Here is a 17,037-nt window from a genome sequence, read left to right on the forward strand (position 1 = left end):
GCCTCGTCCCGACAATCAGTGGGAGATGCGCAGGGCGTTGATCGAGCCGGCGATGGCGGCGAAGGCGGCGTTCAGATCAGAGGCCGCCGTCACGTCATAATATTTGTCGCTCGAGGTGGCGCAGCTCTGCAGCAGGGCCTTGGAGCCCGACGAGACCTGGACGCCCACCGCGTAGATGGTGATGCCCTGGGCCTTCACATTTGCGCAGAGCGCGGTGAAGCGGGCGTTCATCTTGGTGGTGCGCGTGGAATCCGACGCGCTCGTGACGCCCAACAGGTTCTGCCAGATATAGCCCAGCCCCTCATAGCTGGAGAGGTTGCCGTTGGAGTTCGAGGGGTTGGTGTAGGTGTTGTCGCCGTCGGTCATCAGGATGATGATCTTGCGTAGATGGGTCGAGGTATAGGCGGCGCCGTCGGCGAAGGGGGCGTTCGGCGACAAGGTGTGCCAACCCCACATCAGGCCCATGGGCACATTGGTCTCGCCAGTGGCGACCATCGCGTCGATGGCGGTCTTCACTGAGGCCGTCGCGGTGGTCAGCCGGATCAGGGGCTGCATGTCGCAGTCCTGGTTGGGGCCATCCCCCGAGGTCGGGGCGGCGGTGTACTTGGCCGAGTTGCGCTGACGGGTCAGCCAGCTGTTGCTGGTGGTGCCGTCCGGGCGATAGTCGTTCTGATAGCCCCAGTAGCCGGCGCTGGAATCGGGCTCGTCGGGCCAGAAATAGGGCACGAACATGGTGGCCGCCGTGCCCGTCGTCGGCGCGGTTTCCTGGATGTCATAAGGCTGCTGACGGCTCTCGACGCAGCCGGCCCAGGACAGGCCCATCTGCTTCATCATCTTGAACCGGTCGGTCTGGACATCGAAATTGTCCGTGCCGGCCGCCACTTCGGCCTTGGCCTCCGGGTCCAGCCAGGTGGGGATGCCGGTCCCCGCATGAGTGGTGGTGTTGTAGTTCGTCAGGCTGGTGGTGTTCTGGACCCGGACGGTCATTGAGAAGGGCACCAGCGAGACCTTGAGCGGGTCGGTGAGCGTGCTCTGGGCTGCGGCCGTGACCAGGGTGTCGATCAGATTGTCGGCCGCCGTCTTGGTGTTGGTCAGCTTGGTCCCGGCCATGGAGCCGGTATTGTCGAGCACCAGGGCGACTTCCAGCCGGTCGAGGGAGCGGACCACCTTGGCGTTGGCGGTGATGTTGGCGTGAGGCCAGACACCGGGGGCGATGGCCGGGGCGGTGATCTCGGCGTAGCCGGTGACGGTGTCGCCGCTGAGGGTGAAGGTCGAGGAGACCAGGGTCACGCCGCTGGGCAGGACGAGATTGGCGCTCAGCGCCTTGTCGCCGACGGCGTCGACGGCGGGGGTGGTGTTGGCGCTGGAGCGGGCGGCGAACAGGGTGGCGGCGTCGAGGGCGTCCTGCAGCTGGGTCCTCTGGGTCGAGCCCAGATAGATGTCGGCCATGCCCAGGACGATGGGCGCAAGCAGGATCATGGCCACGGCGAAGAACACCGCCGCCGCGCCGCGTTCATCCCGGGCGCCGGCGCGCAGCCAGCCGAGCAGCGCCTTGCGGCGGCCTGGCTTGTTCGGGCTGTTCGACACGCGACGCACGAGACGTCCTCCCGCGATTTAGGAAACTCCGCAGGAGGATCGCCGATCAACGTAAACGAATAGGGCGCCGGGCAGGGTAAACGCCGACGACGCGCGCCCTACCAGCCGCAGTGCTCACCCTTGTTCTGCTTGATCAGCCAGACATTGAGCGGCTGGAAATATTCGGTCACCGCGCTGGCGTCGGTGGTCTTCTCGCCGGTGAAGGCCTGGAGCGCCTCCGGCCAGGGCTTGGACTGGCCCATGGCCAGCATGGCGTTCAGCTTCTCGCCCACGTCCTTGCGGTCATAGACCGAGCAGCGGTGCAGCGGCCCCTTCCAGCCCATCTGGCGGCAGGCGGCGCGCTGAAACTGGAACTCGTAATTATAGGCCAGGAAGTAGCGCATATAGGGGACGCTGGCGGCGATATGGTACTTGGCCGCCGGGTCGAAGGCGTCGGCCGGACGCGGCCCGGGCGGCGTCAGACCCTGATACTGCCGGCGCAGCTTCCACCAGGCCTCGTTGTAGTGGGCCGGGTCGACCTGGCCGGAGAACACTTCCCAGCGCCATTTGTCGATCATCAGGCCGAAGGGCAGGAAGGCGATCTTATCGAGCGCCATCTTCAGCAGGAAGGGGATGTCCTCGGCGTCGCCCGGGACCTGATCCAGGAGACCGACCTGGTGCAGATAGGTCGGTGTCAGGGCCGACAACCCCGCGAAATCGCCGACCGCCTCGTGGAAGCCGTCATTGGCCGAGCCCTTGAACAGGTAGGGCTGACCGGAATAGGCGCGCTGGTAGTAGTTGTGACCCAGCTCGTGGTGGACGGTGTAGAAGTCCTCGGCATTGGCCTTGAAGCAGGCCTTGATCCGCACATCGCTCTTGTCGTCCACGTCCCAGGCCGAGGCGTGGCAGACCACCTCGCGATCGCGCGGGCGGGTGATCTGCGAGCGCTCCCAGAAGGTCTTCGGCAGGGGCGCGAAGCCCAGGGACGAATAGAAGCCCTCCCCGGTCTTGACCATCGTCACCGGCTCATAGCCGTGCTTGGTCAGCAGATCATCGAGGCTGTAGCTGGAGGTGATGCCGACCGGGGCCACCACGTCATAGATATTGCCCCAGGCCTGGGCCCACATATTGCCCAGCAGGTCGGCGCGGATCGGGCCGGTGCGCGGCTGCACGGCGTCGCCGTACTTGGCGTTGAGACGCGCGCGGACATAGCAGTGCAGGTTCTTGTAGAACGGCTCCACCTGTTTCCACAGCCGGTCGGTCTCGGCGGCGAAGGCGTCGGGATCCATGTCGTAGTTGGAGCGCCACAGGGCGCCGGTGTCCTTGAAGCCCAGGCCGCGGGCGCCTTCGTTGGCGAGTGCGGTCAGCTTGGCGTAGTCGTCCTTCATCGGCGGGGCGATGGAGTGCCAGCCCTCCCAGACCGCCTTCAGCTCAGCCGGATCGCGGGAATGGGCGAGGATGTCTTCGGCGTCGTTCAGGTTCAGGGTCTTGCCCTTGTAGCTGAACTTGCCGGTCGAATAGGTCGAGTCCAGGCGCGAGGCGAGCTGGGCGACCTCGTTGGCCGCGCCGGGCCGGTCAGGGGCCGGGATCACCAGATAGAGCTTGAGCAGTTTCAGCTTGCGGGCCGTGACCGGGTCGACCGCCACCCCATCATAGCGAGCGGCCTGCTTGGCGAAACCGGTGGCCAGCTCGTTCTGCTGAGCGCCGGCGCGGGCCTCAAGCCACTGGGTGTCCTCGGTGATGTAGGTGGCGCGCACCCAGGAGGATTTGGCGGCATATTCGTTGAAGGCGGCGAGGTCGGCCTCGGCCTTGTCGACGAAGGCCTTGGCTTCGGCCGGGGTGGGCGGGCTGGCGGGGGTCTGGGCGGCGGCGGAGGTCGCGGCCAGCAGCGCCGCCGAGGCGGCGGCGAGCAGATGAAGTCTCATGCGAAGGGCGTCCTTGCAGGGATCGGGGCGCGACGCGTCAGCGTCGCCATGCCGAGAGGGGATCGCCGGGCGTCCTCGCCGTCAAGACCCGATCAGGCGCCCAGCTGCTGGGCCGCAAGTCGGATGGAGGCCTCTACCGCCGCCTGGGCGTCGGACTGGCTGTAGACCGAGCCAGCGGCCACGGTCGCGCCGTCCTCATCATAGACGCACCAGGTCCAGCCGCTTTCCGCGTGGGTCAGCGAGTAGGCGAAGGGCTGTTCGGACATGACGGCCTCGCATGGTGCGTTGCAGCAATATGACAATATCACGACTCCAACGCCGGCTTCTGTCAAGCGGTTGCGCCGTGCGGCGGCGCCACAAAATCGACTCTCCTGATGGGCGAGGCTCCGGGGCTGACGCGTTGGCGCGAACGGTTTCATGCGCCTTAGATTGACCCCGCCCACGGTTTCGCGTCCCATCCGCCTGCGACAGACTGTCAGCCGGGAGGGGGCCTCATGGCGCCGAGCGACGAGACGCCGAATGACGGCGCCCAAGAACCCCAGAGCGATCCTCAACCCACGCCGGACGAGCCCGGCCACGGCCCGCCATCGCGGCTGAATCTGGTGCTCGACACCGCGCGCCAATGGACCGACCGCGCCCGGCGCAGCCAGGTGCCGGGCCTGGCCGCCGCCGCCGTCATCGCCTTGGCCTTCGGGGGCGGCCTGTTGGCGGCCAAGGGCTTCGACAGCCTGCTCGCCCACAAGGGTCCCGCCACCGCCCATTTGGAGCCGGGGGCCGAGGGGTGGTCGCTGTTCGGCAAGCCCCGCGCCTCGGACGCGCCGCGCCGGGGCGTGCCCAAGCCTGAAGGCTTCGCGGTCTGGCGTTCGCGCATCGATTCCTCCCACGCCGAGCCCATGGCCTGCGTGGAGCTGACCCGCGACCTCGACCCGTCCAAGTCCTATGCCGACTATGTGCTGGTCTCCCCCGACCTCGGCCACAGCCCGGCCGTCTCAGCCAAGGGCTCAGAACTCTGCGTCTCGGGCGTCGGCTTCAATGATCGCCGGGTGACCTTGCTGAAGGGACTGCCGGCCAAGGGCGGCGAGACCCTGACCGCCAACGCCGATGTCGATTTCACCTTCGGCGAGAAGCCGCCCTATGTCGGGTTCGCCGGCGAAGGCGTGATCCTGCCCCGCGAGGACGCCGACGGCATCGGCATCGAGACCGTCAATGTCAGCCGGCTCTATGTCGAGGTCTGGCGGGTGGTCGACCGCAACCTGGTCCGCAAGTCGATCAGCGCGCCCGATCCGACCGGCGAAGGCGACTATGCCGACGACTATGGCTCCGACAGCCCCGACGACGAGGGTCGGGTGATCTGGAAGGGCGAGGTCGAGGTCAAGTCCGACGGCGGCGGCGCCCGGACCACCACCGTCTTCCCCCTGGGCGCCGTGCTCAAGGACATGAAGCCCGGCGGCTATGTCATCAAGGCCCGCGACGCCTCCGGCGGCCGCGCGACCAAGCCCGATGATCCGGGCTACGATTCCAGCCCTCCGGCCCAGGCCCGGCGCTGGGTGATGTTCACCGACATGGCGCTGTCGGCCTATGATGGCTCCGACAGCCTCGACGTGGTGGTCCGCTCGCTGAAGACCGCCAGGATCCTGCCCGGGGTGAAAGTGACCCTGGTCGCCCGCAACGGCGAGGACCTGGCCGAATCCAAGGCCGATTCCAATGGCCACGTCCGCTTCGATCACGCCCTGCTGGAGGGCGAGGGCGCGGCCGACGCCAAGATGGTGATGGCCTATGGCGCCCAGGGCGACCTGGCCGTGCTCGACCTCGACCGCGCGCCGGTGGATCTCAGCAAGCAGGGCATCGGCGGGCGCACCGCCGACGGCGGCGACGCCTCGACCAGCGGCCGCGCCTCGGCCGGGGTGGTCGACGCCTATGTCTATGGCGACCGCGGCATCTATCGGCCCGGCGAGACCGTGCACCTGAACGCCTTGCTCCGCGACCGCGAGGTCAAGGCGGTGAAGGATCGTAAGGGCGCCATCGTGGTCCGCCGTCCCTCCGGCGTGGAGTTCAAGCGCTATCCCTTCGACAGCGCGCCCCAGGGCTCGGTCAGCGCCGACGTCGTGCTGCCCAAGAGCGCGCCGCGCGGCAAGTGGTCGGCCAAGGTGGAGCTGGACGGCCTCGAGAAGGCCGCCGGCGAACTGTCGTTCTCGGTCGAGGACTTCGCGCCCCAGCGGCTGGCGGTCACCGCCACCGGCCAGGAGAGCCGCCCGCTTTCCGCCGGCGAGGCCCGCAGCGTCGAGATCAACGCCCGTTTCCTCTATGGCGCCGCTGGCGCCGGCCTGCAGACCCAAGGCGAGGCCCGGCTGAAGGCCGATCCCGACCCCTTCCCGCAGTTCGAGGGCTATAGCTGGGGCGACCAGGTCTCGCCCTTCGAGGAGAAGTATCTCGACCTCGGCCAGACGGTCACCGACGGCGAAGGCCGCGCGGTGGTCACGGTCAAGGCCGATGAGGCGGGCGACACCGCCCAGCCGCTGGCCGTCGCCTTCACGGCCTCGGTGTTCGAGCCGGGCGGCCGCCCGGTCCGGGAGGGCCTGGATCTCAAGGTCCGCACCAAGCCGGTCTATCTGGGGGTCAAGGTCGACCAGGGCGACGCTGCCGGAAACGGCGACCCGGTCATCGCGCTCAACATCATCGCCGCCAATGCGGCGGGGCAACGGATCGCCACCGGCGGGGTCAATTACAGCCTGATCGCCGAGAACTGGGACTATGACTGGTTCCAGCAGGATGGCCGCTGGCAGTGGCGGCGCACCAGCCGCGACGTGGTGGTGCAGAAGGGCTCGCTGAACATCGCGGCCGGCGCCCCGGCCCGCATCGCGCGCAAGCTCGGCTGGGGCGACTATCGCCTCGAAGTCTTCGGCCCCAACGGCGCCAAGACCGTCACCCGCTTCGCCTCCGGCTGGGGGGCGCCCGCGAAGGACGTGGAGGCGCCCGACTTCGTGCGCGTCAGCGCCGGGGCCAAGACCTACGCCCAGGGCGACACGGTCGAGATCACGCTGAAGCCGCCCTATGCCGGCGAGGCCCAGGTGGCGGTCGCCACCGACCGGCTGATCGACCTGAAGACCGTCTCGGTCGGCCCGAACGGAACCACAGTGCGGCTGAAGACCAACGGCGCCTGGGGCGGCGGGGCCTATGTGCTGGTCAGCGTGGTGCAGCCGCGCGATCCGGTCGCCTCGCCCAAGCCCAGGCGCGCGCTCGGCCTGGTCTATGTGCCGCTGGACCCGAAGGACCGGAAGCTCGCGGTGTCGATCGACACTCCGCCCAAGCTCGATTCCAAGGCGATGATCGAGGTGCCGGTGACCATCAAGGGCGCCGGCTTCGGTGGCCGCGCGCGGGTGACGCTGGCGGCCGTGGATGAGGGCATCCTGCAGCTGACCAAGTTCAAGAGCCCCGATCCGGTGCAGTGGTACTTCGGCAAGAAGGCCCTGACGCTGGACTATCGTGACGACTATGGCCGCCTGCTCGATCCCAACCTTGGCGCGCCGGCCAATGTGAACTTCGGCGGAGACGAGATCGGCGGCGAGGGTCTGACCGTCACCCCGATCAAGACCGTGGCCCTGTGGTCGGGGGTGGTGGAGACCGGCCTCGACGGCAAGGCGGTGATCAAGCTGCCGGCCGCCGAGTTCAATGGCGAGCTGCGGCTGATGGCCGTGGCCTGGACCGACACCGCCGTGGGCTCGGCCTCCAAGCCGATGACCGTGCGCGAGCCGGTGATCGCCGACCTCTCCCTGCCCCGCTTCCTGGCCCCGGGGGACAAGGCCTTCGCGACCCTCGAACTGCACAATCTTGAGGGCCAGGTCGGCCAGTATGTCGCCGAGCTGACCTCGCAGGGCGGCATACTCGCCCCGTTCAAGAAGGCCTTCCAACTGGCGCTTGGCCAGAGGGTGGCCGAACGGATCGCCTTCAACGCCCCGACCGTGGCCGGCATCGGCCAGGTCGGCTTCAAGGTCACCGGCCCCGGCTTCGTCACCGCCAAGGACTATCCCTTGCAGACGCGGCTGGGCTGGAGCCCGATCACCCGGACCACCACCACCCTGCAGAAGACCGGCGAGGCCTTCACGCCGACCCCGGACCTGCTCGCGGGGCTGGCGGCCGGGGACGTGACCCTGCAGGTCTCCTACTCGCCCTTCCGCGGCTTCGACCCGGCGCCGATCGCCAGCGCCCTGTCGCACTATCCCTATGGCTGCACGGAACAGACGGTCTCGGCCGCCTATCCGTTGCTCTACGCCCTGGAGGTGGGCGGCGACCCGAAGGTGAAGCGTTCGTCGGCGGCCCTGGCCGGGGCGGTCGGCAAGCTGCTTGACCGCCAGACCCTCGACGGGGCCTTTGGCCTCTGGCGGGTCGGCGATGGCGAGGCGGACGCCTGGCTGGGCGCCTACGCCACCGACTTCCTGATCGAAGCGCGGAACATGGGCGCGCCCGTCCCGCAGGAAGCCATCGACCGGGCGCTGTCGGCCATGCGCCAGATCTCGCGGCCGGACGGCTGGGCCTCGGTCTCCTACCGGCTGGAATATCCCGACTGGTGGTCGGGCTCTCCGGAAGCCTCCAAGAAGGCCACGGCGACCATGCGTTCGCGCGCCTCGGCCTACGCGCTCTACGTGCTGGCCAAGGGCGGGCGTGGCGATCTCGCCCGCCTGCGCTGGTGGCATGACGTGCAGATGAAGTCCGAGGCCTCGCCCCTGGCCAAGGCCCAGGTCGGCGCGGGTCTGGCCCTGATGGGCGACCATGCCCGGGCTCGCTCGGCCCTGCGCCAGGCGATCAGCTCCCTGGGCTATCGCGAGGAGAGCGACTGGTATCAAAGCCCGTTGCGCGACCTCGCCGCCGTGGTGGCCCTGGCCTATGAGGCCGGAGAAGCCGACCTGGCGCGCGGCCTGCAAAGCCGGCTGGAGAACGCGGTCAAGGACCCCGACGCCCTCAACACCCAGGAACAGGCGCGCCTGCTGCAGGCCGCCCACTTCATGTTGCAGGCGGCCGGACCGGTGAAGATCACCGCCACGGGGGCCCTGCCCCTGACCCCGGCGGGCGGCGCCCAGCGCTGGGCGGTGGGCAAGCTGTCGGAGAGCCGCTTCGTCAACAATGGCGGGGCGATCTGGCGGATGGTGACGGTCACGGGCGCGCCGGTGGCGCCGCCCGGGGCGATCCAGAACGGGGTGATGCTGTCCAAGCGTCTGGTCAGCTTCACCGGCGGACCGGTCGACACCTCAGCCCTGCATCAGGGTGACCGGGTGATCGTGGTGGTCACCGGCCGCTCCAGCCAGGCCAGGACCATGGCCCTGGTGGTGGACGATCCCCTGCCGGCCGGCTTCGAGATCGAGACCGTGCTGGGTCCCGACGACGCCCAGAACGGACCGTTCAAGTTCCTGGGCGAGCTCTCGACCGCCAGCGTCCAGGAGGCCCGCGACGACCGCTATGTCGCGGCCATGAACCTGGCCGGCAAGGCGAGCTTCAGCCTGGCCTATGTGGCCCGCGCCGTGACGCCCGGGGAGTTCCTCCTCCCCGGCGCCCAGGCCCGGGACATGTACCGCCCGGCGCTCAACGCCCGCACCGCCGTCGGTCGCACGACGATCTCGCCGGGACCGTGATGGCGGGATTTGGTCCGGATTGGGGTAACAACGCCGCATCCACGCAGCCCCTCCCCCTTGCAGGGAGGGGTTGGGGTGGGGGTGTTAGCGCCGCCGCCTGGATTTCTGTCGCTGCGGCCCCGAGCAGGATCACTACAGGTCTGTGCTGACACCCCCTCACCCTACCCTCTCCCCGCAAGGGGGAGAGGGACGCGAACCTGAGGCCTCCGAGCCTGTGAAATCGAGCTGGTGGAAGGGTGACCCTGTCCGCACCGTCACCCTGGCGCTCCTCATCCTGATGGGGGTCGAGACGGCGGTGTTCGCGCTCGACGCGGCCTTTCCGCCGGACATGAGCCGGGCGCTGCGCTCCTCGCCCGTGGCCCTGGACCGGCGCGGGGTCTGGCTGCGCGCCCTGCCGGTGGAGGACGGGCGCTGGCGGATCCGGGCCGACCTCGACCGCACCGATCCCATCTTCCTCAAGCGACTGGTCGCGGTGGAGGATGCGCGGTTCTGGGTCCATGCCGGGGTCGACCCCATCTCCCTGCTGCGCGCCGTGGGCTCGGCGGTGGTCCGCGGCCATCCGACCTCGGGCGCCTCGACCCTGACCATGCAGACGGCGCGGTTGCTGGAGCCCCGGCCCCGGACCCTGGGCGCCAAGCTGATCGAGATGGTCCGCGCCACCCAGATCGAGGCCCGGCTGTCGAAGCGCGAAATCCTGGCCCTCTATCTGACGCTCGCCCCCTATGGCGGCAATCTGGAGGGGGTGCGGGCCGCCAGCCTCTCCTATTTCGGCCATGAGCCCGAGACCCTGACCGATGGGGAGCAGGCGCTGCTGATCGCTCTGCCCCAGTCGCCAGAGGTGCGCCGGCCGGACAAGCGCCCCGAGGCGGCCCGCGCCGCGCGGCTGGCCGTGCTCACCAAGCTGATCCGCGCCCGCAGGCTGACCGAGGTCGAGGCCTCGGAGGCCGAGAGCGAGCCCCTGCCCAAGCGAGCGGCCTTCCCGTCGCTGGCCTGGCACGTAGCCGGCGAACTGGCCCGCGCCGCGCCCGCCTCGGAAGCCTCGGTGGTCTCGACGATCGACGCGGGATTGCAAACCCGGCTGGAGCCCCTGGCCGCCGCCGCCGCCCGCGCCCAGGGGCCGGAGAACACCGCTGCGATCCTGGTGGTCGAGATCGGCGGCCGCGCCGTGCGCGCCGCCGTGGGCTCCGGCGGTCTCGACCGGCAGGGCGGCTGGATCGACATGACCCGGGCGATCCGCTCGCCGGGCTCGAGCCTGAAGCCCTTCATCTATGGCTTCGCCTTCGACGACGGGGTCGCGGCGCCGGACACCGAGCTGGACGACGCGCCGCGCCGCTTCGCCGACTATCAGCCGGAGAACTTCGACCGAGTGTTCCACGGCAAGGTCACGGCCCGCGAGGCCCTGTCCCATTCGCTGAACGTCCCGGCCGTGGAGCTGCTGGACAAGGTCGGGCCCTCGACCTTCGAGGCGCGGATGGCCGCCGTCGACGTGACCCTGGTGCGGCCCAAGAAGGGATTGACCGCGCCGGGCCTGGCCATTGCGCTGGGCGGCATAGGCATTTCCCTGCGCGACCTCGCCACCCTCTATGCGGCGCTCGGCGACGGCGGGGTGGCCAAGCCTTTGGCCTGGACCGAGGCTGAAGCCGCCAAGCGCCCCCATCAGGGCGGGACGCGGCTGATGCGCACCGAAGCGGCGACCCAGGTGCTGGACATCCTGCGCGAAACCCCGCCGCCGGCCGGGGTCACGGCGGCGGCCCTGACCAAGGGTCGGCCGCTGATGGCCTTCAAGACCGGCACCTCCTACGGCTTCCGTGACGCCGTGGCGGCGGGCGTGGTCGGCCGCTATGTGATCCTGGTCTGGACCGGCCGCGCCGACGGCGGCGCGCGCGGCGGCCTGACCGGACGCGACTCCGCCCTGCCGCTGTTGTTCGACGTCGCCGACCTGCTGGACGCCCCGGCCGCCGCACCCCGGCCGATCGCGCCCAAGTCCGCCCCCCTGGCGCTCGCGCACCTGGATGAGATTTCCGAGGGGCCCCGGCTGATCTTCCCGCCGGACGGCTCGACGGTGCAGGTCGAGGGCTATGGCCCAAGGTCGCGGGGCCTGGTGCTGGCCGCCGGCGGCGAGAGCCTCAGCTGGTACGTCGATGGCGAACCCCTGGACCGCGACGGGGTCTCCGGTCGGGTGGTGTGGCGCCCACGCGGGCCGGGCTTCTACCGCCTCTCCGTGGTCGACGGCGAAGGCCGCCGGGCCAAAGCCCGGGTGCGGGTGAAGGGCGGCTAGTCGTGCAGCTCGTCGAGGGCCGCCTGGGCGGAGACCGTGACGTTCAGGTCGGTGATCAGGCCGTTGGAGATCGAATAGACCCAACCATGGACGTTGACCTCCTGGCCGCGCGCCCAGGCGTCCTGGACGAAGACATCGGAGGCGACATTTCGCACCTGGCGGATCACGTTCAGCTCGCACAGCCGGTCCAGGCGCGGCCGGCCGTCGGCCAGGGCCTCAAGCTCGCCGCGATGGTCAGCATAGACCTCGCGGATCGGGTGCAGCCAATGGTCGACCAGGCCGCGGCGCTGTCCGTCCACAGCGGCGGCGACGCCCCCGCAGCCATAGTGGCCGACGACCATGACGTGCTTCACTTTCAGCACATCGATGGCGAACTGCAGCACCGACAGATAGTTGGCGTCCTGGGGCGGGGCCAGATTGGCGACATTGCGGTGGACGAACAACTCACCGGGGTCGAGATCGACGATCTCATTGGCCGGCACCCGGCTGTCGGAACAGCCGATCCAGAGATATTCCGGGCTCTGCTGACCCTCCAGCCGCTTGAAGAAGCCAGGGTCGACGGAGAGCTTGCCGGCCGCCCAGCGGCGGTTGTTGGTCTTCAGGTCCTCAAGCACGTTGCGCGTCCGGTTGCTGGTCGGGATGGGCGGCCTGGAAGGCCGGGTGTTCGGCGGCGGCCTCGGCCACCGCGCGGATGGCCGGATAGGGGGCGAGATCGACCTCGAAGCGCCGGGCCGAATAGACCTGGGGGATCAGGGTGCAGTCGGCGAGGGTCGGCGTATCGCCATAGGAAAAGCCCTTGCCATGCTTGGCGATCATCGGCTCCAGCGTGTTGAACCCGTCGAGAATCCAGCGCTCGGTCCATTTGGAACGCCGCACGGGGCTGACGTCCATGGCGTCCAGCGCCCGGCCGACCCGGGTGTTGTTCAGCGGGTGAATGTCGCAGGCCACCACATCGGCCATGGCCCGCACCCGGGCGCGTCCGAGCGGATCGGCGGGCATCAGGGCCGGGTTCGGATGGGTCTCGTCCAGCCATTCCAGGATCGCCAGGCTCTGGGTCAGGACCTCGCCGTCCTCCAGCACCAGGGCCGGGGTCAGACGCTGGGGGTTCACGGCGCGATAGGCGGCCTGGTGCTGCTGGCCAGCGATCAGGTCGACGGGAACGTAGTCATAGGCCACGCCCTTGAGGGCCAGACCGATACGCACCCGATAGGGCGCCGTGGCGCGCCAGGCGCTGTAGAGGGTCAGAGCCATGGTCAGACCACCGCGAAGGCGAGCTGGCCCACGCCCTCGATCTCGCCGGTGACCTTGTCGCCGGCCTTGAGCGGGCCGACCCCCTCCGGGGTGCCGGTATAGATCAGGTCGCCGGGCGCCAGGGTCCAGAGCTTGGAGGCCTCGGCGATGATCTCGGCGACGTTCCAGATCATGTCGGCGACCACGGCGTCCTGCTTGATCTGGCCGTTGACCGAGATGGCGATGCGCCCCTGGGGCGCCGGGCCCTGCCACTTGCGGATCGCCGAGATCGGGGCCGAGGCGTCGAAGGCCTTGGAGGCCTCCCAGGGCTGGCCCTTGTCCTTGGCGGCGTTCTGCAGGTCGCGGCGGGTGAGGTCGACGCCGACCGCATAGCCGTAGACTAGGTCGAGCGCGGTCTCGACGGGTACGTTCGCGCCGCCAGCCTTCAGCGCAATCACCAACTCGATCTCATGATGCAAATTGGCGGTGGCGGGGGGATAGGGGACGTCGCCGCCCGGGGGGACCAGGGCGTCGGCGGGCTTGGAGAAGAAGAACGGCGGGTCGCGGTCGTCCCCGCCCATCTCGCGGCGGTGGGCGGCATAGTTGCGCCCCACGCAGAGGATCCGGCGGACCGGGAACAGGGCGGTCTCGCCCTCGACGGGCACAGTGGCGGGCGCAGGCGGCGCGATCACGAAGGAGGTCATGCCCGGCCCTTACGCCCGCCACCGGGCCTTGTGAACCCCTGCCCCAACGGGCGCCTGTGGCGTCCATGGGACAGGGGCGTTCAAAGTTCTACTTCACGCCGTCTTTCAGCGTCTTGGCCATGTCCAGATGCTTCTGGACCTTGGGCGCCGTGGTCGCCGCGAAGGCCTTGATGGCCGGGACGTCACCGTCCTCGGCATAGCGCTGCAACAGGTTCAAGGCCGCCTGGTGAGCGTCGACCTGACCATCGACATAGGTCTTGTCGAAGTCCTTGGCGTCGGCCTTGTTCAGGTCGGAGATCTTGCCGGCCATGTCGTCGTTCATCGCGGGCGGCAGGGTCAGGGTCTGGCCGGACTCGGTGATGGCCTTGCCCAGCGCGGCGCTGGAGGTGGTGTGGGCCTCGATCATCTGCTTGGCGAAGGTCTTGACCTGCGGATTGGTCGAGCGGGTCAGGGCGATCTTGGAGGCCTCGATCTCGAACAGATCGCTATTGCCGGCCTTGTCGACGAACACCGGGGCGGTGGATTCGTTGGAGGGCGTGGGCACCGTCGCCGCCGGATTGGCGTCGGGCGTCATGGCCTGTTCGTTGGGCGTGGCGGCGCCCTTGGTTTCCGAGGTCTTGTCGCAGGCGCCAAGCGTCAGGGCGCAGATCGCCACGCCCGCGATGAGCAGGGTACGAGTCATGGAAGTCTCCAATATGTTGACAGACGGAGGTGGGGCGGCTCCAGACGGAGCGCATGATCTAAAAACTCACGCCCCCGTGATCTGTTCCGGAGTTTTTTGAATGACCGACGCCGCGCAAGGCCCCTTGTCCGACCTCAAGGTCGTCGAGATGGGCACCCTGATCGCCGGGCCGTTCTGCGGCCAGATCCTGGGCGACTTCGGCGCCGACGTGGTCAAGGTCGAGGATCCCAAGACCGGCGACCCCATGCGCCAGTGGGGCCGCAGCCTGCCCCAGGGCCTGTCGCCCTGGTGGCCGGTGATCGGGCGCAACAAGAAGTCCGTCTGCCTGGATCTGCGCACGCCGGAGGGTCGAGAGCTGGCCGGCGAACTGATCGCCGGAGCCGACATCCTGATCGAGAACTTCCGCCCAGGCGCCATGGAGAAGTGGGGCATGGACTATGCGGCGCTGTCGGCCCGCAATCCGCGCCTGATCATGGCCCGCATCTCCGGCTTCGGTCAGACCGGTCCCTATGCGCAGCGGGCCGGCTACGGCCTGATCGGCGAGGCTATGGGCGGTCTGCGCCACGTGACCGGCGAACCGGACCGCCCGCCGGCCCGGGCCGGGATCTCGATCGGCGACAGCCTGACGGCCATGCACGCCTTCATGGGGATCACCATGGCCCTGCACGCCCGGACCCGCACCGGCCGGGGCCAGGTTATCGACGCCGCGCTCTATGAGAGCGTGCTGGCGGTGATGGAGAACCTGGTCACCGAATATGACCTGACCGGCTATGTCCGCGAGCGCTCCGGCTCGATCCTGCCCGGCATCGCGCCGTCCAATGTCTATCCCTGCCAGGGCGAGGAGATGATCCTGATCGGCGGCAATGGCGACAATGTCTTCGGGCGCCTTTGCGAGGTGATGGGTCAGCCCGACCTGGCCCGCGACCCCAGGTTCGTCGACCACGCCGCGCGCGGAACCCACCAGACCGAGCTGGACGGGATCGTCGCGGCCTGGACCCGGACCTTCACCCTGGCCGACCTGCTGACGCTCCTGGAGGAAAAGGGCATTCCGTCCGGCCGGGTGTTCCGGGCCCCGGACATGCTGGAAGACCCGCAATACAAGGCCCGCGAGGCGATCATCGAGACCGAGCATCCGGTGTTCGGGATGATCAAGATGCAGAACGCCTTTCCCAGGCTGTCGGAGACCCCCGGCAAGGTGCGCTGGCCGGGGCCGACTTTGGGCCAGCACACCGACGCCGTGCTGGGCGCCCTGCCGGGCGTCGACGCCAAGCGGCTGGCGGCTCTGCGCGCCAAGGGCGTGATCGCCTAGCCTACTCCCAGCCAGCCTGCGGGCAGGAGGTTGTAGTTCACGCCGACCAGGATCACCTGGTCGCCATTGCCCAGGTCGATGACCGTGTCCGAGCCGACCAGGGCCACGGTGAAGGCCGTGCCGGGATCGAGCTGAACGTGGTCGCCCTCGGCCGCCGAGAAGTCGAGGATCCGGTCGACGCCAGCCCCGGAGAAGCTGCGGAAGCTGTCGGCCCCGGCCCCGCCCGAGATGGTGTCATTGCCACGATCGCCATAGATCAGGTCATTGCCGTTGCCGCCGGAAATGCTGTCATCGCCCTGGCCGCCGCGCAGCCAGTCATTGCCGTCGCCGCCGGAGAGGGTGTCGTTGCCGAGGTTGCCGTAGACGATGTCGTTTCCGGCGTCGCCATAGAGGACGTCATTGTCCTTGCCGCCGACCACCCAGTCGTCGCCGGCGTTGCCGTGCGCCGTGTCATTGCCGGCATTGCCATTGATGTCGTCGAAGCCCGAACCGCCCGAGACGCTGTCATTGCCGTCCTCGCCGCGCAGATAGTTCGAGCCTGAGGTATCGCTGATGGTGTCGGCCCCGGCCCCACCGGCGATGGAGTCCGACCCGCCGCCGCCCTGCAGCTGGTTGTCCAGGCCGTTGCCGGTGAGGGTGTCGGCGCCTGAGCCGCCGATGGCGTTCTCGATGTCGACGCCCTCGGCGATCGCCACATTGCCGACCAGCCCGCCGACATTGGAGAAGAAGCCCTGGCGCAGGTCGATCAGCTGGTTCGACGCGTAGCCGGAGAAGTCGAAGGTGTCGGCGCCGCCGGCGTCCCAGACCGCGAAGATCAGCCGCCCGACGGTGGCGTCGAACCAGGGCCGGTCGGCGGTGGAGTGGAAGCCATAGACCGTGTCGCCGGTGCGGGTCGTGCTGTTGATCCCATACTCCACCTGGGCGGCCTTGATGTCGTCCAGCAGGGGCACGGCGGCGTAGGAGCCCGCATAGTTGGCCCCGGTGTTGCTCTCGTTGAAATAGCTCATCACCGTGTACTGCCGGTCGTCCTCGTAATAGCTGGCGTCGGCGGCGTAGGTGATGGTGGCGTTGGCGGTGGCGTCGTACTTGCTGGGATGGTCCAGGCCGATGGTGTGGCCGATCTCGTGGACCAGGACCATGGCGCCATAGTTCCCCTGGGTGGGGTTGGCGTTGTAGCTCAGCGAACTGTTGATCCAGACGTCGCCGGAACTGGAGCCATAGGCAAGCGTGCCGGGCAGATAGGCGAAGGCGGCCGCGCCGGACTCACCCGAGGCATAGTCGCCGAACAGGATGGTCGCCTGGTTGGAATAGGCCGCGTCGTCGGTCGCGCCCGCGCCCACCCGCGTGAAATGGATATTGGCCACGTCCGACCAGGCCAGCAGCGCCTGTTCGGCCTGGGTGATCTGGGCGCTGGAGAACCGGGAGAAGCCGGCGGTGTCGCTGGGCATGGCGGCCGGCGCGTCGGCCCGGAAGGCGTAGGTCACCGTGAAGCCCACGCCGAGCGCCGCCGACCAGCCGGGCTCGCCCCCCACCAGATGGCTGCCAGCCTGGTCGATCGTGTAGCTGATCTTGCCGTTGGGAGCGATGCTGTCGCGGGCGTCGGCGTTCAGATAGCCCAGAGGCGTTCCCGGGTCAGACCCCGAGGCGGCGGCGAAGGCGTCGGGCTGGCCGTCTGAAGAGAGATCAAGAGACATCGGCGCACTCGCAACT

Annotated in this window: 11 protein-coding genes; 3 read left to right on the forward strand and 8 right to left on the reverse strand. The window is 69.0% G+C overall.

Translation table 11 applies throughout. The features are described from left to right. Positions 1-15: 15 nt before the first annotated feature. The 3 genes from Q7P21_RS00160 to Q7P21_RS00170 form a co-directional block, all read right to left on the reverse strand. A complete protein-coding gene (locus Q7P21_RS00160) occupies positions 16-1,596 on the reverse strand; it encodes a pilus assembly protein TadG (RefSeq protein ID WP_304166284.1) in 1,581 nt (526 codons plus the stop codon). 98 nt (positions 1,597-1,694) lie between these two features. After that, a complete protein-coding gene (locus Q7P21_RS00165; RefSeq protein ID WP_304175218.1) occupies positions 1,695-3,500 on the reverse strand; it encodes a M2 family metallopeptidase in 1,806 nt (601 codons plus the stop codon). A 92-nt stretch (positions 3,501-3,592) separates the two neighbouring features. Next, positions 3,593-3,766 carry a hypothetical protein gene (locus Q7P21_RS00170; RefSeq protein ID WP_304166291.1) on the reverse strand — a complete coding sequence of 58 codons (174 nt, stop codon included), beginning with the start codon at positions 3,764-3,766 and terminating at the stop codon, positions 3,593-3,595. Between the two features lie 228 nt (positions 3,767-3,994). Between Q7P21_RS00170 and Q7P21_RS00175 the strand changes: the two genes are divergently transcribed. After that, the gene (locus tag Q7P21_RS00175) at positions 3,995-9,124 is read left to right on the forward strand and encodes an alpha-2-macroglobulin (protein ID WP_304175220.1); all 5,130 of its coding nucleotides are present in this window, start codon (positions 3,995-3,997) and stop codon (positions 9,122-9,124) included. A 277-nt stretch (positions 9,125-9,401) separates the two neighbouring features. Next, positions 9,402-11,402, forward strand: coding sequence for a penicillin-binding protein 1C (pbpC, locus tag Q7P21_RS00180; protein WP_304175247.1), 2,001 nt, complete (start codon positions 9,402-9,404; stop codon positions 11,400-11,402). On the opposite strand, the gene Q7P21_RS00185 is transcribed toward pbpC, so the two are convergent. The 4 genes from Q7P21_RS00185 to Q7P21_RS00200 form a co-directional block, all read right to left on the reverse strand. Further along, complete coding sequence (locus Q7P21_RS00185) at positions 11,399-12,016, reverse strand: carbonic anhydrase (RefSeq protein WP_304166294.1); 618 nt, start codon at positions 12,014-12,016, stop codon at positions 11,399-11,401. The genes pbpC and Q7P21_RS00185 overlap by 4 nt on opposite strands. After that, complete coding sequence (gene maiA / locus Q7P21_RS00190; protein ID WP_304166295.1) at positions 12,009-12,653, reverse strand: maleylacetoacetate isomerase; 645 nt, start codon at positions 12,651-12,653, stop codon at positions 12,009-12,011. Before maiA ends, Q7P21_RS00185 begins: the two co-directional genes overlap by 8 nt. A 2-nt stretch (positions 12,654-12,655) precedes the next feature. Next, on the reverse strand, positions 12,656-13,336 hold the full coding sequence (locus tag Q7P21_RS00195) for a fumarylacetoacetate hydrolase family protein (protein ID WP_304175222.1): 681 nt from the start codon (positions 13,334-13,336) through the stop codon (positions 12,656-12,658). A gap of 88 nt (positions 13,337-13,424) precedes the next feature. After that, the gene (locus tag Q7P21_RS00200; RefSeq protein ID WP_304175224.1) at positions 13,425-14,018 is read right to left on the reverse strand and encodes a DUF4142 domain-containing protein; all 594 of its coding nucleotides are present in this window, start codon (positions 14,016-14,018) and stop codon (positions 13,425-13,427) included. Positions 14,019-14,118: 100 nt separating this feature from the next. On the opposite strand from Q7P21_RS00200, the gene Q7P21_RS00205 reads away from it, so the two are divergent. After that, the gene (locus Q7P21_RS00205) at positions 14,119-15,327 is read left to right on the forward strand and encodes a CaiB/BaiF CoA-transferase family protein (protein WP_304175226.1); all 1,209 of its coding nucleotides are present in this window, start codon (positions 14,119-14,121) and stop codon (positions 15,325-15,327) included. Here the strand turns inward: Q7P21_RS00205 and Q7P21_RS00210 are convergent. Beyond that, positions 15,324-17,021 (reverse strand): M10 family metallopeptidase C-terminal domain-containing protein, encoded by a 1,698-nt coding sequence (locus tag Q7P21_RS00210; RefSeq protein ID WP_304166302.1) that lies wholly within the window; start codon positions 17,019-17,021, stop codon positions 15,324-15,326. The two genes, Q7P21_RS00205 and Q7P21_RS00210, sit on opposite strands and share 4 nt — an antisense overlap. Positions 17,022-17,037: the final 16 nt, after the last annotated feature.

It is taken from the genome of Phenylobacterium aquaticum, assembly GCF_947378715.1.
GTDB lineage: Bacteria > Pseudomonadota > Alphaproteobacteria > Caulobacterales > Caulobacteraceae > Phenylobacterium > Phenylobacterium aquaticum_A.

Excerpts from the sequence above, each read along its gene's own strand:
- Q7P21_RS00165 (WP_304175218.1), bottom strand. The coding sequence starts at position 3,500 with ATGAGACTTCATCTGCTCGCCGCCGCCTCGGCGGCGCTGCTGGCCGCG.
- Q7P21_RS00170 (WP_304166291.1), bottom strand. The coding sequence starts at position 3,766 with ATGTCCGAACAGCCCTTCGCCTACTCGCTGACCCACGCGGAAAGCGGC.
- Q7P21_RS00175 (WP_304175220.1), top strand. The coding sequence starts at position 3,995 with ATGGCGCCGAGCGACGAGACGCCGAATGACGGCGCCCAAGAACCCCAG.
- Q7P21_RS00210 (WP_304166302.1), bottom strand. The coding sequence starts at position 17,021 with ATGTCTCTTGATCTCTCTTCAGACGGCCAGCCCGACGCCTTCGCCGCC.
- maiA (WP_304166295.1), bottom strand. The coding sequence starts at position 12,653 with ATGGCTCTGACCCTCTACAGCGCCTGGCGCGCCACGGCGCCCTATCGG.
- Q7P21_RS00205 (WP_304175226.1), top strand. The coding sequence starts at position 14,119 with ATGACCGACGCCGCGCAAGGCCCCTTGTCCGACCTCAAGGTCGTCGAG.
- Q7P21_RS00200 (WP_304175224.1), bottom strand. The coding sequence starts at position 14,018 with ATGACTCGTACCCTGCTCATCGCGGGCGTGGCGATCTGCGCCCTGACG.
- Q7P21_RS00195 (WP_304175222.1), bottom strand. The coding sequence starts at position 13,336 with ATGACCTCCTTCGTGATCGCGCCGCCTGCGCCCGCCACTGTGCCCGTC.
- pbpC (WP_304175247.1), top strand. The coding sequence starts at position 9,402 with ATGGGGGTCGAGACGGCGGTGTTCGCGCTCGACGCGGCCTTTCCGCCG.